Here is a 14,138-nt window from a genome sequence, read left to right on the forward strand (position 1 = left end):
TAACGGGGCGAACCAAAATGGCGAACAAAAAACGAAATCTAACGTGGGCTACCGGGGCAGCGCCGCGGCTTCTTCGGGCGTGAGCGCCGTGATCGCGAGGGCGTGGATGCCGCGCTGCATGGCCTCGGCCAGCGCATCATACACCATGCGATGCCTTGCCACGCGGGCTTTCCCCGCGAATGCGCCCGCAACGATCGTGACATGATAGTGACCGCCAGCAGCGGCGCCCGCGTGTCCCGCGTGCTGCGCGCTGTCGTCGCGCACGTCGATCGAAACGGGGGCGAGCGCCGCAGTCAGGCGCGTTTCGATGAGCGCCATGCGCTCGGCGGGGCTGGCGTTGAGAAAGACGTCGCTCATTCTTCTTCCTTCATGTAACGCGAAAGCCACAGGCTCTGGCCGACGATGAACACCACGAGGATGCCGGTCGCGCCGAACAGCTTGAAGTCGACCCACGCGTCGGTGGAGAAGTGGAACGCCACGAAGAGATTGAGAATGCCGAGCAGCGCGAAGAAGATCGACCAGACGAAGTTCAGTTGCGTCCAGATGCGCGGCGGCAGGGTGATCTGCTTGCCCATCATCGCTTCGATGAGGTTCTTGCCGAATGCCACTTGCGAAACGAGCAGCACGACCGAGAACGCCCAGTAGAGTACGGTGGGTTTCCACTTGATGAAGGTTTCGTCGTGCAGCATCAGCGTGGCGCCGCCGAACACGACGACGATGCCGAGCGAAAGCCACAGCATCGGGTCGACCTTGCGATGACGGAACGCGACCCACGCGATCTGCACGAGCGTAGCTCCAATCGCCACGGCCGTAGCCGTAAAGATGCCCCACAGCTTGAAGGCGACGAAAAAGAGGATGATCGGGAACAGATCAAACAGGAATTTCATTATCGGCCTGAGAGTTGACGAATTGAGCCCAACAAAAGAGGGCGCGACGCTTTCAAGGCCTGGTTTTACCCAGCGGCGCCCCGCGCGGGGCGCGGAGCTGCCTTGCCAACGTTCACTTGGGCTCGAATTGTAGCGCAGCCGAATTGATGCAATACCGAAGGCCCGTCGGGGCCGGACCATCCTCGAACACGTGGCCTAGGTGCGCGCCGCAGTTCTTGCAGCGCACCTCGATGCGTAGCATGCCGTGCGTGCGGTCGGTTTTCTCTTCGATCACCTCGCCGTTGATCGGGCGGAAGTAGCTCGGCCAGCCGCAACCCGCGTCGAATTTCGTGTCGGACTCGAAGAGCGGCGTGCCGCAACACACACAGTCATACACGCCGCGATCGAAATGATCCCAGTATTTGCCCGTGAAGGCGCGCTCGGTGGCCGCATGGCGCGTGACCTGGTACTGGCCTTCGTCGAGCTGCTCGCGCCATTGCTCGTCGGACTTGTAGCCGGGGTAGGAGGGGGAGTTGTGGTCGTCCTGGCTCATGTCGGGTTCCTGTCGGGTGGGAAACAAGGATCACGTAGATGGGGGCGCGCTCACGAAGAGCAACTGACTTCGAGCGAACTCGCCCAGTCGGGCGGCAGCCCTGCGTACGACGCGTTCTCGGGCTGCTCGTCGAATGGCCGCTCGAGCACCTTGGCGAGCCGCTCGACTTCGCTGAAGTCCTTTTGCGCGGCGCGCTCGATCGCCGTTTGCGCGAGGTGATTGCGCAGCACGTATTTCGGATTCGTGCGGTTCATCGCCTCGGCGCGCGCGGCGTCGTCGCGTGTCTCGTGCGCGAGACGAGCGCGGTATTCGGTGGCCCAGGCGTCGAATGCGGCGCGATCGAGGAAGAGATCGCGCACCGCCGTGTCGCCGCTCGCGTCATGCTTCGAAACGCGCGCGAGATGGCGATACGTGAGCGTGAAATCGGCACGGTTGGCATGCATGATTTCGAACAGTTTGTTCGCGAGCGCGTCGTCGCCTTCGCGCTCGTGTTCGAGGCCGAGCTTCGCGCGCATGCGCGCTTCGAGCGCGGGCGCGAAGTGCCCCTTGAAGCGTTCGAGCACGCCTTGCGCGTCGGCCACCACGCGCTCGCCGCGCTTCTTTTCGTCGGCGATGTCGTAGTGCGCGCCGAACAGCGGCACGAGCGCCTGCGCGAGGCAAAAGAGATTCCAGTACCCGATCTGCGGCTGCATGCGATACGCGTAGCGGCCCTGCGAATCCGAATGATTGCAGATGTGGTTGGCGTCGAAGCCGTCCATGAAGCCGAACGGACCGTAATCGATCGTGAGGCCGAGGATCGACATGTTGTCGGTATTCATCACGCCGTGGCAGAAGCCCACCGCCTGCCACTCGACCATCAGCGCCGCCGTGCTGCGCACCGCTTCGTCGAGCAGGGCGAGGTACGGGTCGTCGGCTTCGCGCAGTTGCGGATAGAAGCGCGCGATCACGTGGTCGGCGAGCGCGCGCAGCGCATCCACGTCGTCATGCGAATAGAAGTGCTCGAAGTGGCCGAAGCGCACGAAGCTCGGCGACACGCGCGTGACGACCGCCGCCGTTTCCATCTCTTCGCGGCGTACAGGCTGGTCGGAGCCGATCACCGTGAGGGCGCGCGTGGTCGGAATGCCGAGATGATGCATGGCCTCCGAGCACAGAAATTCGCGGATCGACGAGCGCAGCACCGCGCGGCCGTCGCCCATGCGCGAGTAGGGCGTGCGGCCCGCGCCTTTGAGCTGGATCTCGTTGCGCTTGCCCTCGTGCTCGACTTCGCCGAGCGTGAGCGCGCGGCCGTCGCCGAGCTGGCCCGCCCATACGCCGAACTGGTGGCCGGAGTAGACCGTTGCGTGCGACATGGTCGAGGGCGAGCGCTCGCGCGTGAAATTCCCGCAGAAGAACTCGGCGAACGCGGGATCGGCAACAGCGGATGCCTCGAGCCCGAGTTGCGCGGCCATGGCCTTCGAAAAGCCGACGACGTAAGGCGCAGGCAGCGGCGCGCCGGGCAGCCGCGTGTAAAAGCGGGCGCCGAGCGCGGCGAAGGCATCGTCGCGCGGCATGATCAATGCGCGTTCGAAGTCGGCGAGCGGACCGGTGGCGGGCGTGTGCGTAGCGGACGAGCCGCCTTGGGAGTCGGGAGTGCCTGGTGAAAACGACATATTGAGGGCCTGTTGAATAGCCGATATTGTAAGTCCGCACCCGCCGGCGTGCTGGAGCGCGTTCGAAGCGTGCCGGCGCGCCAGCCCGATACGTGAAAGTAGAACGCGAAAGACAACGACACACAACGCCGATCAAACGCGAGGAGACCGCTACCGATGAGTGCGCCGCTGCTGGGACAAATGATGGATGTGCCGCTCACGCTCTCGTCGTTGATCGCGCATGCGGCGCGCCATCATGGCAGCGCGCAGATCGTCTCACGCCGGGTCGAGGGCGATATTCATCGCTACACGTACCGCGAGTGCGAGGTGCGCTCGAAGCAGCTCGCCCAGGCGCTCATTGCGCTGGGCGTGGCGCCGGGCGAACGAGTCGGCACGCTGGCCTGGAACGGCTACCGGCACCTCGAAGCCTATTTCGGCGTGACCGGCTTCGGCGCCGTGTGCCACACCATCAATCCGCGGCTCTTTCCCGAGCAGATCGCCTGGATCGTCAATCACGCCGAAGACCGCTACGTGATGTTCGACATCACGTTCGCCGCGCTCGTCGACACGATCGCGCCGCAATGCCCGAACGTGCGCGGGTGGATCGCGCTGTGCGACGAGTCGCACCGGCCGCCAATGCGCACGGAAGTGCTCTGCTACGAAACGCTGCTCGGCGAGCAGGACGGCCACTTCGCGTGGCCCGAACTCGACGAGCGCAGCGCCTCGAACCTTTGCTACACGTCCGGCACTACGGGCAACCCGAAAGGCGCGCTGTACACCCATCGCTCGTCGGTGCTGCATGCGTATGGCGCATCGCTGCCTGACGCAATGGGGCTTTCCGCGCGCGATGCGATCTTGCCGGTCGTGCCGATGTTCCATGTGAACGCGTGGGGCATTCCGCATGCGGCGCCGCTCACAGGCGCAAAGCTCGTGCTGCCCGGCAAGGATCTCGACGGCAAGTCGCTCTACGAACTCATGGAAGCGGAAAGCGTCACCTCCTCGGCCGGCGTGCCCACGGTCTGGCTCGGCTTGCTGGCGTATGTGCGCAGCGCGGGCGTGAGGTTTTCCACGCTGCAGCGTACGGTGGTCGGCGGCTCGGCCTGCCCGCCGGCGATACAACGCGCCTTCGAGGACGACTACGGCGTGCAGACCATCCACGCGTGGGGCATGACGGAGATGTCGCCGCTCGGTACGCTCTCGAAGCTCAATTGGGAACAGTCGCAGCGCCCGCCCGAAGCGCAGCAGGTGCTGCTCGAAAAGCAGGGGCGTGTGATTTTCGGCGTGGACATGAAGATCGTGGGCGAGGACGGAAGGGAATTGCCGTGGGATGGCGTGACGTTCGGCGACCTGCACGTGCGCGGGCCGTGGGTGATCGACCGTTATTTCCGCCAGGAAAGCGGCTCGCCGCTCGTGGACGGCTGGTTCCCCACGGGCGACGTCGCCACGATCGACCCCGATGGCTTCCTGCACATCACTGACCGCAGCAAGGACGTGATCAAGTCGGGCGGCGAGTGGATCAGCTCGATCGACCTGGAAAACATCGCCGTGGCGCATCCGGCTATCGCGGAGGCCGCGTGCATTGCCTGCGCGCATCCGCGCTGGACCGAGCGCCCGCTCATCGTCGCGGTGAAAAAGCCCGGCGCGGCAGTGACGCGTGAAGAACTCCTCGCGTACTTCGAAGGCAAGGTCGCGAAATGGTGGCTGCCCGACGACGCCGTGTTCGTCGACGAATTGCCGCACACGGCAACGGGCAAGCTGCAAAAGCTCAAGCTGCGCGAGCAGTTCCGCTCCTACGTGCTGCCGACTGCGCTCGCGGTGGAAGGGTGTCCGATCGATCCGGCGCACGACGCCGCGAAGCACGGATAAGCCGCATCAAGTCACCCGCGCAACCGCGCAAGGTTCTCCGGCGCAGCCATCTGGCTGCGTTTTTTTTCTTCTGACTTTTGCCGGCCGACCCGCCAGTTTCGTGCTTTCAGTACAAACCCTGGCGTCCGCAGCGCAGCAAAAAATTGAACGAACGTTCTTTTTTGGGTATTCTGCCTGCTGACCGGGAATGTCGGACAATGAAACCGACGACGCACAACGCGGCCCGCAAGCATGGAGGCAGGCAAATGGCAGTGGACTACACGACTCGCGACGGCGTCGCCGTCATCACGCTCAATAATCCGCCCGTCAACGGCCTCGGGCATTCGACCCGCGCAGGCATTGTCGAGGGTCTCGCGCGCGCCGCGAGCGATCCGGCCGTTGCGGCCATCGTGATCACGGGCGCCGGCAAGGCGTTCTCGGGCGGCGCGGATATTACCGAATTCAACACGCCCAAGGCGATGCAGGAGCCGACGCTCCACACCGTCATCAAGGAAGTCGAAAGGAGCGCGAAGCCGGTCGTGGCCGCGATCCACAGCGTGGCCATGGGCGGCGGTCTCGAACTGGCGCTCGGCGCGCACTACCGTATCGCTGCTCCCGGCGCGCAGATCGCGCTGCCCGAAGTGAAGCTCGGCATTCTGCCAGGCGCGGGCGGCACGCAGCGTCTGCCGCGTGCGATCGGTCTCGAAGCCGCGCTCAACATGATCGTCACGGGCGCGCCGGTGATGAGCGAAAAGCTCGCGAATTCGGGGCTCTTCGACGCCATGGCGCAAGGCGATCTGCTCGAAGAGGCAATCGCATTCGCACGCAAGGCGGCCGACAAGCCGGGCCCGCATCCGCTCGTGCGCAACCGCAAGATCGAACATCCGAACGCCGAAGGCTTCCTGCAGTTCTCGCGCAATACCGTCGGCGCGATGGCGAAGAACTACCCCGCGCCGGTGAAGTGCGTCGACGCCATCGCGGCGGGTGTGAAGCAGGGCTTCGACAAGGGCCTCGTGTTCGAGCGCGAATGCTTCCTCGAACTCGTGCAGACGCCGGAAAGCCGCGCGCTGCGCCACGCGTTCTTCGGCGAGCGCGCCGCGAGCAAGATTCCCGACGTGCCGTCGAGCACGCCCACGCGCGACATCCAGAAGGTGGCCGTGATCGGCGCGGGCACGATGGGCGGCGGCATCACGATGAACTTCCTCAACGCGGGCGTGCCGGTCACGCTGCTGGAAACGAAGCAGGAAGCGCTCGATCGCGGCCTCGCCACGATCCGCAAGAACTACGAAGCGCAGGTCAAGAAGGGCAAGCTCACGCAGGAGAAGCTGGAAGCGCGCATGGCGCTCATCAGCCCGACGCTCTCCTACGACGACCTCAAGCAAGCCGATCTCATCATCGAAGCGGTGTTCGAAGAACTCGGCGTGAAGGAGCAGGTGTTCAAACGCCTCGACGAAGTCGCCAAGGCCGGCGCGATCCTCGCCTCGAACACCTCGACGCTCGACGTCGACAAGATCGCGGCGTTCACGAAGCGTCCGCAGGACGTGGTGGGCCTGCACTTCTTTAGTCCTGCCAACGTGATGAAGCTGCTCGAAGTCGTGCGCGGCAAGGAAACGGGCAAGGACGTGCTCGCCACCGTCATGCAGGTCGCGAAGAAGATCCGCAAGACGGCCGTGGTTTCGGGCGTGTGTGACGGCTTCATCGGCAACCGCATGATCGAGCAGTACGTGCGTCAGGCGCTCTACATGCTCGAAGAAGGCGCGCTGCCCGCGCAAGTGGACCGTGCAGTCGAGAAGTTCGGCTTCGCGATGGGCCCGTTCCGCATGAGCGACCTGGCCGGCAACGATATCGGCTGGGCCATTCGCAAGCGCCGTTATCAGGAACACCCGGACATGAAGTACTCGAAGATCGCCGACCGTCTGTGCGAGACAGGCCGCTTCGGGCAGAAGACCGGCGCGGGCTGGTACGACTACAAGGCGGGCGAGCGCAACGCGCTGCCTTCGAAACTCGTCGACGAGATGATCGTGGCGTACTCGAAGGAAGCCGGTGTGGAACGACGCAAGATCAGCGACGAGGAAATCGTCGAGCGTCTCGTGTTCTCGCTCGTCAATGAGGGCGCGAAGATTCTCGAAGAGGGCATCGCTTCGAAGGCATCGGACATCGACATGGTCTATCTCACGGGCTATGGCTTCCCGCTGTGGCGTGGCGGCCCGATGCTGTACGCCGACACGGTTGGCCTCTACAACGTCGAGCGCGCCATCCGCCGCTACGCGCAGCAGCGCAATGGCGAGGCGTGGGAAGTCGCGCCGTCGATCGTCGAGCTGGCTGCCTGTGGCGGTACGTTCAACTAAGCATCACTCACGGACGCAAAAGCGGACGAACAGGCGGACGAACATGATGAGAAGCGCAGACGACGTGCTCCTGCTGATCGACCTGCAATACGACTTCATGCCCGGCGGCGCGCTTGCTGTCGCGCGTGGCGATGAAGTCGTGCCGGTCGCGAACCGCCTCGTGCAGGGCTTCAGCAACGTGGTGCTCACGCAAGACTGGCACCCGGCGCAGCACGTTTCGTTTGCGGCCAACCACGCGGGGCGCGCGCCGTTCGAGACGACGGCGCTGCCCTACGGCGAGCAGGTGCTGTGGCCCGTGCATTGCGTGCAGGGCACCGAAGGCGCTGCGCTGCATCGCGACCTGAACGTGCCGCATGCGCGCGCGGTGATCCGCAAGGGCCATCACGCCGATGTGGACAGCTACTCCGCGTTTCTCGAAGCCGACCGCAAAACGCCCACGGGCCTCGCGGGCTATCTGCGCGACGTAGGTGTGAAGCGCGTGTACTGCTGCGGCCTCGCGACCGACTATTGCGTGGCGTGGTCCGCGCTCGATGCGCGCGCCGCGGGCTTCGAAACCGTGCTGATCGAAGACGCCTCGCGCGCTATCGACCTGAATGGCTCGCTTGCCGCCGCGTGGCAGCAGTTGCTTGACGCCGGTGTGAAGCGCGCGCAATCGGCCGAGGTGCTGGCACTGTCCGCTTGAACGTCCAATCAAAGACATCCTCTGGATTCAATATTCGTAGTGGGAGACATCGCATGACTGACGCCGTAATCGTATCGACCGCCCGCACGGGCCTCGCCAAATCCTGGAAGGGCGCCTTCAACATGACGCACGGCGCCACGCTCGGCGGCCATGTGACGCAAGCCGCCGTCGAGCGCGCGAAGATCGACCCCGCCCGCGTGGAAGACGTGATCATGGGCTGCGCGAACCCCGAAGGCGCAACGGGTGCGAATATCGCGCGCCAGATCGCGCTGCGCGCGGGCCTGCCCGTGAGCGTGCCGGGCATGACGGTGAACCGCTTCTGTTCATCCGGACTCCAGACGATTGCGCTTGCCGCGCAACGCGTGATCGTGGGCGAAGGCGACGTGTTCGTTGCGGGCGGCGTGGAATCGATCTCGTGCGTGCAGAACGAGATGAACCGCCACATGGTGGCCGAAGGCTGGCTCAACCAGCACAAGCCGGAAATCTACTGGAGCATGCTGCAAACGGCCGAAAACGTCGCGAAGCGCTATGAAATCTCGAAGGAGCGCCAGGACGAATACGGCGTGCAGTCGCAGCTGCGCGCGGCGGCCGCACAGGCCGCGGGTCTCTTCAACGATGAAATCGTGCCGATGACGGTGCTTGCCGGTGTTGCCGACAAGGCGACCGGACAGCTCGTCACGAAGGAAGTGACGATCGCAGCCGACGAAGGCATTCGCGCCGACACCACGCTCGAAGGCGTTGCGAAGATTCGCACGGCGATGCCGGGCGGCGTCATTACGGCTGGCAACGCGAGCCAGTTCTCGGACGGTGCGAGCGCCTGCGTCGTGATGAACGCGAAGGTCGCGGAGCGCGAAGGCCTGCAGCCGCTCGGCATTTTCCGCGGCTTCGCCGTCGCGGGCTGCGAGCCGGACGAGATGGGCATCGGTCCCGTGTTCGCCGTGCCCAAGCTGCTCAAGCAGACGGGCATGAAGGTCGAGGACATCGGCCTGTGGGAGCTGAACGAAGCGTTCGCGGTGCAGGTGCTGTATTGCCGCGACAAGCTCGGCATTCCCGCCGACCGTCTGAACGTGAACGGCGGCGCGATTGCCGTCGGCCACCCGTATGGCGTGTCGGGCGCGCGCCTCACGGGCCACGCGCTCATCGAAGGCAAGCGCCGCGGCGCGAAGTTCGTCGTGGTGACGATGTGCATCGGCGGCGGGCAGGGCGCCGCCGGCCTCTTCGAAGTCGTGTGATGCACGGTGCGGCGGACTCGCGAGAGTCTGCCGCCGCCTCGGCTACGGCACCGCTTTTCACCGCTTTCCCGCGGCTTTCCGCGCGCCGGGCCGCTCTCGTGCGCGAGCCGCTGCGGGTATCATGACGGCTGTCGGCGCGCGCGCGGTGCGGCGCCTGTTCCCATGCAGACTGAAAGAGGTGAGTTCGTGATTCGTCATATCGTGATGTGGAAGCTCAAGGAGTCGGCCGAAGGCGCGACGCGCGCCGAGAACGTCGTGAAGTTCAAGGCGCTGCTCGAAGGCTGCCGCGATCTCGTGCCGGGCACGCTGCACCTCGAAGTCGGTGTGGCCGCGCCGGGCCTCGCTTCCACATTCGACCTCGTACTCGTCTCCGACTTCGCCGATCAGGCCGCGCTCGACGGCTATCAGGACCACCCCGAGCATCTCGTCGTGAAGCAGTTCGCGAAGCTCGTGGTCGAGTCGCGCCAGTGCGTGGATTACGTGGTCTAACGCGCATCATGACCGGTACCGCAGATCAGTCCCCGGGCGGCGGCGCGCCAAAAGGCGAAGACGCACAACATCCGCAAACGTCGCTCACGATCATCGAGAGTCCCTTCGTCGAGCACCTCGGCGCGCAACTCGTGAGCGCGCGTGACGGCGCGAGCGAAGTCTTGCTGCCGCTCGCCGAACGGCATCTGAATACGTGGGACGTCGCGCACGGCGGCGTCACGATGACGCTCGCCGACATCGCGCTCGCGATGGCCGCGCGCAGCGTCGCTGCCGACGGCGTGGGCGTCGTCACCGTCGAAATGAAAGTGAACTTCATGCAGCCTGGGCGCGGCGAATTGCGCGCCACGGGCCGCGTGCTGCACCGTTCCACCACCATGGCCTATTGCGAAGGCGAGATTCGCGACAGCGAAGGCCATTTCGTCGCCAAGGCGCTCGGCACCTTCAAGTACATGCGCCGGCTTGCGGTGGGCCGCGACGTGACGCGTCAGCGTCTGCGCAGCGACCCCAGCGCACGGCCGGGCCCGAGCGACGGTTAAACGCGCGACCGGGCGCGTACGAGGGCTTTGCTCGTGCGCACCCGATCGCTGTTCTCTCGCGCGGCTGGCGTTCAACGCCTCGCCGCGCCCAACGAAGCAACACGGACGCCATGACCCAGACCAATCGCCAGATCCTGCTCGCTTCGCGCCCGGAAGGCGCCGCGAGCGTCGATAACTTCCGCCTCGTCAAAACGCCGCTCGCAGCGCTCGAAGAGGGCCAGGTGCGCGTGCGCAACCACTATCTTTCGCTCGACCCGTACATGCGCGGGCGGATGAACGACAGCAAGTCGTACGCGGCGCCGCAGCCGCTCGACTCGGTGATGATCGGCGGCACGGTGGGCGAAGTGGTCGAGTCGCGCAACGCGAAGTTCAAGCCCGGCGACAAGGTGGTGGGCATGTTCGGCTGGCAGGAGTTCGGCACCTCGAACGGCAGCGACCTGCATGTCGTCGATACGACGCATGTGCCGCTTTCCGCATACCTCGGGCCGGTGGGCATGCCGGGCGTCACCGCGTGGTATGGCCTGAATCGCATCATCGAGCCGAAGGCCGGGCAAACCGTCGTCGTGAGCGCGGCGAGCGGAGCGGTGGGCAGCGTGGTCGGCCAGCTTGCGAAGCGCGCGGGCTGCCGCGCGGTGGGTATCGCGGGCGGCGCGGACAAATGCCGCTATGTCGTGGAGACGCTCGGTTTCGACGCATGCGTCGATTACAAGGCCGGCAATCTCTATCAGGATCTGAAGGCCGCGACGCCGGACGGCGTGGACGGCTACTTCGAGAACGTCGGCGGTGCGGTGCTCGACGCGACGCTCGCGCGCATGAACGCGTTCGGCCGCATCGCGCTGTGCGGGATGATCGCCGGTTACGACGGCGAGCCGATGCCGCTCAAGTATCCGCAACTGCTGCTCACGCAGCGCCTGCTCGTGCAGGGCTTCATCGTGAGCGAACATATGGAAGTGTGGCCGCAGGCGCTCACTGAACTGGGTACGCTGGTCGCGAAGCAGCAGCTCGCGTATCGCGAGACCGTGGCCGACGGGCTCGAGAACGCGCCGAGTGCGTTCCTCGGCATGCTCAAAGGCCAGAACTTCGGCAAGCAGCTCGTCAAGCTGATCTAACTGACTCAACGTCAGCGAAGCGCCCGGAAAGGGCGCTTCGCTTTTCCGTGCGCAGTACTCACCGCAACCTTTACCGCAGGATTCGCAATGTCCGAACCGTTTGAGTTCGACGGCCGCGTGGCCGTCATCACGGGCGCGGCAAGCGGCTTTGGCCGCGCGTTCGCGCAACAGGCCGCAGCGCTCGGCATGAAGCTCGTGCTCGCCGACGTCGACCAGACGCTGCTCGACGAAACCGTCAACGCATTGCGCGACGGCGGCGCGCAGGTCATCGGCGTGCGCACCGACGTACGCGATGCCGCGCAGGTCGATGCACTCGCGAAGGCCGCGCTCGACACTTATGGCAAGGTTCATCTGCTCTTCAACAACGCGGGTGTCGGTACCGGCGGCTTCGTGTGGGAAGCCAGCGCGAAGGACTGGGACTGGGTGTTCGGCGTGAACGTGATGGGCGTGGCCAATGGCGTGCGCAGCTTCACGCCAGCGATGCTCGCGCAGGGCGAGCGCGCGCATATCGTCAACACGGCTTCGGTGGCGGGGCTGCTTTCGCCGCCCGCCATGGGCGTGTACAACGCGTCCAAGCATGCCGTGGTCTCGCTCACCGAGACGCTTTATCACGACCTGAAGAATGTGACCGACAAGGTGAGCTGCTCGCTGCTGTGCCCGGCCTTCGTGTCGACCGGCATTGCGAACGCCGAGCGCGCCCGCCCTGACGATTTGCGCAACGAAGCGCCGCCCACGCGCTCGCAGCAAGCCGCCGATCTGCAGTTGCAGCGCGCGGTGCGCTCCGGCAAGCTCACGCCCGACGACGTCGCGAAGGCGACCTTCGACGCCGTGCGGGAAGGGCGCTTCTATATCCTCACGCATCCGCAGATTCTCCCTTCGGTGAAGCTGCGTCATGAGGACATCGAAACATTGCGCAACCCGACCGATCCGCTCTCGCTCAAACCTGAAGTCAAGAAAGCGCCGCAATAAACGCGGCGCACGGGGTCCGTGCCATGCCACTCACCGCGAAGATCGCACTCGTGCTCGACATGGTGGCCCGCACGGGCCGCGCGCCTTATCACGAACAGACGGCACAGGAGGCGCGCGCGGAGTATGAAAAGAGCGCGTCGGTGCTCGAAATCCCGTCTGCGCCGATGCACGGAGTGGAAGACCTGCAGGTTCCGACGCGTGACGGCGCGACGATCCGCGCGCGCCTGTATTTGCCGGTCGAGCCGCACTGGGCGGAACCGCTGCCCGTGCTCGTCTACTATCACGGCGGCGGCTTCACGATTGGCAGCGTCGACACGCACGATGCGCTGTGCCGCATGTTCGCCCGCGACGCGCGCTGCGCCGTGTTTTCCGTGGATTATCGCCTCGCGCCCGAACATCGTTTTCCGACCGCGGTGCATGACGCTTTCGACGCCTACGCGTGGCTCCACGCCCATGCGGCCGAATATGCGCTCGACGCCTCGCGCTTCGCCGTGGGTGGCGACAGTGCGGGCGGCACGCTTGCCACGGTTTGCGCAGTGCTGGCGCGCGACGCGGGTATCGCACCGGTGCTGCAGCTGCTGTTCTATCCGGCGGTGAGCGCGCATCAGCAGAGCGAATCGCACCAGCGTCTTGCCGATGGCCATTTGCTGACCGCGCCGACAATCCAGTGGTTCTTCAATCACTACGTGCGCAATGACTCGGATCGCGACGACTGGCGCTTCGCGCCGCTCGACGGCACGCGCGGCGAGCCGGATTTTCGTGGCGTCGCGCCTGCGTGGATCGGCGTGGCCGAATTCGATCCGCTCGTGGACGAAGGCGAAGCCTATGCGAAAAAGCTGCGCGAAGCCGGCAACGAGGTCACCCTCGTGCGATACGACGGCGTGATTCACGAGTTCATCAAGATGGGCGCGTTCATCGACGAGGCGCGGCGCGCGCAGCAGCAAGCCGCCCACGCGCTGCGCGTGGCGTTCGGCACGGGCGACTGAAGCGCGCTCAGCCTCTTTCGATCGTGTAGGTCTCGTGGCGCTCGAAGGCGCCCGGGCGCACGACGCGATGCGAGCCGTCGTCGTCGCTGCGCTCCAGCGCTTCGACATCCAGGAGGGCGCCGCGCAGCGTGACACGCAGTGCCGTGGTGCCGCGTGTGCCGTAGTCAGGCGTTTCGATGAATGCCGCGGAAAGCGCGCGCTCGCGTTCCAGCGAAATGCCAGTGGCAGGCAACTCGCGGTCGGGCGCAACCTGCGGGTCGCGCATCATCTCCACGAGCCGTGCGAGCGGGACGTGCGCGTCGCCCGCCGCGAGCTGCGCGAGTTCCTCGCGCTTGCGCACTAGCTTGGGCCACGGCGTGTCGAGCACGGCGTTCGAAATGCCGTGCGTGCCTTCGGGCAGCAACGCAGGCGCGCGGTCCGCGCGATTGCAGTACCACGCCATTTCGCGCCGCGCCCAGTCGCCGACGATCAGATTGAAGCCGTTGTAGAGATCGCCCGAGCGCGCGATCTCGTCGAGATAGCCGAGCGGCGTATCGGGCAGACCTTGCGCGCCGGTGAGCCAGCGCGAGACGAGCGTGCCGCGCGTGGGTGCGTCGGGGCGCATGTCTTTGGGCGCGCGATAGTTCGTGAGTGCGGCGAAGCGGCCGCTGCGCGTCATGCCGAGCCACGTGCCGCCGCCGACGAGATCCCGGCCCGCCAGCACGCCCGTTGCGGAACTACCCGGCGACGTGACGTCATCCGTGGCGTTCCACCAGTGCAGCGGATCGGCGGTGCGGCGCAGGAACTCGTCGCGGTTGGCCGCGAGCGTGAAAAGCACGCCGGCGCTCGCGCGCGGACGCCAGTCGAACACGATCAGGCACATGGAGCAGGCCCTTGCAGGGTCGGGTATCGGGCC

The 14,138-nt window shown here is 65.6% G+C and carries 14 protein-coding genes; 9 read left to right on the forward strand and 5 right to left on the reverse strand.

What is annotated here, in order from left to right; translation table 11 throughout:
• Nucleotides 1-48 precede the first annotated feature (48 nt).
• From E1N52_RS28035 to E1N52_RS28050, 4 genes are all read right to left on the reverse strand, one after another.
• The gene (locus tag E1N52_RS28035; protein WP_028206991.1) at nucleotides 49-357 is read right to left on the reverse strand and encodes a BolA family protein; all 309 of its coding nucleotides are present in this window, start codon (nucleotides 355-357) and stop codon (nucleotides 49-51) included.
• On the reverse strand, nucleotides 354-887 hold the full coding sequence (locus E1N52_RS28040) for a septation protein A (protein ID WP_042269484.1): 534 nt from the start codon (nucleotides 885-887) through the stop codon (nucleotides 354-356). Before E1N52_RS28040 ends, E1N52_RS28035 begins: the two co-directional genes overlap by 4 nt.
• Nucleotides 888-999: 112 nt before the next feature.
• Nucleotides 1,000-1,419: a peptide-methionine (R)-S-oxide reductase MsrB gene (msrB, locus tag E1N52_RS28045; RefSeq protein ID WP_042269481.1), complete on the reverse strand. Its 420-nt coding sequence runs from the start codon at nucleotides 1,417-1,419 to the stop codon at nucleotides 1,000-1,002.
• 50 nt (nucleotides 1,420-1,469) lie between these two features.
• Complete coding sequence (locus E1N52_RS28050) at nucleotides 1,470-3,068, reverse strand: protein adenylyltransferase SelO (protein WP_425468146.1); 1,599 nt, start codon at nucleotides 3,066-3,068, stop codon at nucleotides 1,470-1,472.
• 156 nt (nucleotides 3,069-3,224) lie between these two features.
• Here E1N52_RS28050 and E1N52_RS28055 point away from each other — a divergent pair, with 156 nt between their 5' ends.
• From E1N52_RS28055 to E1N52_RS28095, 9 genes are all read left to right on the forward strand, one after another.
• Complete coding sequence (locus E1N52_RS28055) at nucleotides 3,225-4,913, forward strand: 3-(methylthio)propionyl-CoA ligase (RefSeq protein WP_133186045.1); 1,689 nt, start codon at nucleotides 3,225-3,227, stop codon at nucleotides 4,911-4,913.
• Nucleotides 4,914-5,158: 245 nt separating this feature from the next.
• Nucleotides 5,159-7,240, forward strand: coding sequence for a 3-hydroxyacyl-CoA dehydrogenase NAD-binding domain-containing protein (locus tag E1N52_RS28060; RefSeq protein ID WP_133186046.1), 2,082 nt, complete (start codon nucleotides 5,159-5,161; stop codon nucleotides 7,238-7,240).
• Between the two features lie 46 nt (nucleotides 7,241-7,286).
• Nucleotides 7,287-7,922 carry a bifunctional nicotinamidase/pyrazinamidase gene (gene pncA, locus E1N52_RS28065; protein WP_133186139.1) on the forward strand — a complete coding sequence of 212 codons (636 nt, stop codon included), beginning with the start codon at nucleotides 7,287-7,289 and terminating at the stop codon, nucleotides 7,920-7,922.
• Between the two features lie 53 nt (nucleotides 7,923-7,975).
• The gene (locus E1N52_RS28070; RefSeq protein ID WP_133186047.1) at nucleotides 7,976-9,154 is read left to right on the forward strand and encodes an acetyl-CoA C-acyltransferase; all 1,179 of its coding nucleotides are present in this window, start codon (nucleotides 7,976-7,978) and stop codon (nucleotides 9,152-9,154) included.
• A gap of 186 nt (nucleotides 9,155-9,340) precedes the next feature.
• Nucleotides 9,341-9,643, forward strand: a complete 303-nt coding sequence (locus E1N52_RS28075; protein WP_133186141.1) for a Dabb family protein — start codon at nucleotides 9,341-9,343, stop codon at nucleotides 9,641-9,643.
• Between the two features lie 8 nt (nucleotides 9,644-9,651).
• Nucleotides 9,652-10,179 (forward strand): PaaI family thioesterase, encoded by a 528-nt coding sequence (locus E1N52_RS28080; protein ID WP_133186048.1) that lies wholly within the window; start codon nucleotides 9,652-9,654, stop codon nucleotides 10,177-10,179.
• Nucleotides 10,180-10,289: 110 nt separating this feature from the next.
• Entirely contained in the window at nucleotides 10,290-11,288 is a 999-nt protein-coding gene (locus tag E1N52_RS28085; RefSeq protein ID WP_133186049.1) for an NADP-dependent oxidoreductase, read from the forward strand.
• Nucleotides 11,289-11,375: 87 nt separating this feature from the next.
• A complete protein-coding gene (locus tag E1N52_RS28090; RefSeq protein WP_133186050.1) occupies nucleotides 11,376-12,257 on the forward strand; it encodes an SDR family oxidoreductase in 882 nt (293 codons plus the stop codon).
• Nucleotides 12,258-12,280: 23 nt separating this feature from the next.
• Nucleotides 12,281-13,243, forward strand: coding sequence for an alpha/beta hydrolase (locus tag E1N52_RS28095; protein ID WP_133186051.1), 963 nt, complete (start codon nucleotides 12,281-12,283; stop codon nucleotides 13,241-13,243).
• A 7-nt stretch (nucleotides 13,244-13,250) separates the two neighbouring features.
• On the opposite strand, the gene E1N52_RS28100 is transcribed toward E1N52_RS28095, so the two are convergent.
• Nucleotides 13,251-14,105, reverse strand: a complete 855-nt coding sequence (locus tag E1N52_RS28100; RefSeq protein WP_133186052.1) for an NRDE family protein — start codon at nucleotides 14,103-14,105, stop codon at nucleotides 13,251-13,253.
• Between the last annotated feature and the right edge of the window lie 33 nt (nucleotides 14,106-14,138).

This window comes from Paraburkholderia guartelaensis, from assembly GCF_004353905.1.
In the GTDB taxonomy this organism is placed as follows: Bacteria; Pseudomonadota; Gammaproteobacteria; order Burkholderiales; family Burkholderiaceae; genus Paraburkholderia; species Paraburkholderia guartelaensis.

Bases quoted from the DNA above. Each gene is read 5' to 3' on its own strand.
- E1N52_RS28090 (WP_133186050.1), top strand. From the start codon at position 11,376: ATGTCCGAACCGTTTGAGTTCGACGGCCGCGTGGCCGTCATCACGGGC.
- msrB (WP_042269481.1), bottom strand. From the start codon at position 1,419: ATGAGCCAGGACGACCACAACTCCCCCTCCTACCCCGGCTACAAGTCC.
- E1N52_RS28055 (WP_133186045.1), top strand. From the start codon at position 3,225: ATGAGTGCGCCGCTGCTGGGACAAATGATGGATGTGCCGCTCACGCTC.
- E1N52_RS28080 (WP_133186048.1), top strand. From the start codon at position 9,652: ATGACCGGTACCGCAGATCAGTCCCCGGGCGGCGGCGCGCCAAAAGGC.
- E1N52_RS28100 (WP_133186052.1), bottom strand. From the start codon at position 14,105: ATGTGCCTGATCGTGTTCGACTGGCGTCCGCGCGCGAGCGCCGGCGTG.
- pncA (WP_133186139.1), top strand. From the start codon at position 7,287: ATGAGAAGCGCAGACGACGTGCTCCTGCTGATCGACCTGCAATACGAC.
- E1N52_RS28035 (WP_028206991.1), bottom strand. From the start codon at position 357: ATGAGCGACGTCTTTCTCAACGCCAGCCCCGCCGAGCGCATGGCGCTC.
- E1N52_RS28095 (WP_133186051.1), top strand. From the start codon at position 12,281: ATGCCACTCACCGCGAAGATCGCACTCGTGCTCGACATGGTGGCCCGC.
- E1N52_RS28060 (WP_133186046.1), top strand. From the start codon at position 5,159: ATGGCAGTGGACTACACGACTCGCGACGGCGTCGCCGTCATCACGCTC.
- E1N52_RS28070 (WP_133186047.1), top strand. From the start codon at position 7,976: ATGACTGACGCCGTAATCGTATCGACCGCCCGCACGGGCCTCGCCAAA.
- E1N52_RS28040 (WP_042269484.1), bottom strand. From the start codon at position 887: ATGAAATTCCTGTTTGATCTGTTCCCGATCATCCTCTTTTTCGTCGCC.
- E1N52_RS28050 (WP_425468146.1), bottom strand. From the start codon at position 3,068: ATGTCGTTTTCACCAGGCACTCCCGACTCCCAAGGCGGCTCGTCCGCT.
- E1N52_RS28085 (WP_133186049.1), top strand. From the start codon at position 10,290: ATGACCCAGACCAATCGCCAGATCCTGCTCGCTTCGCGCCCGGAAGGC.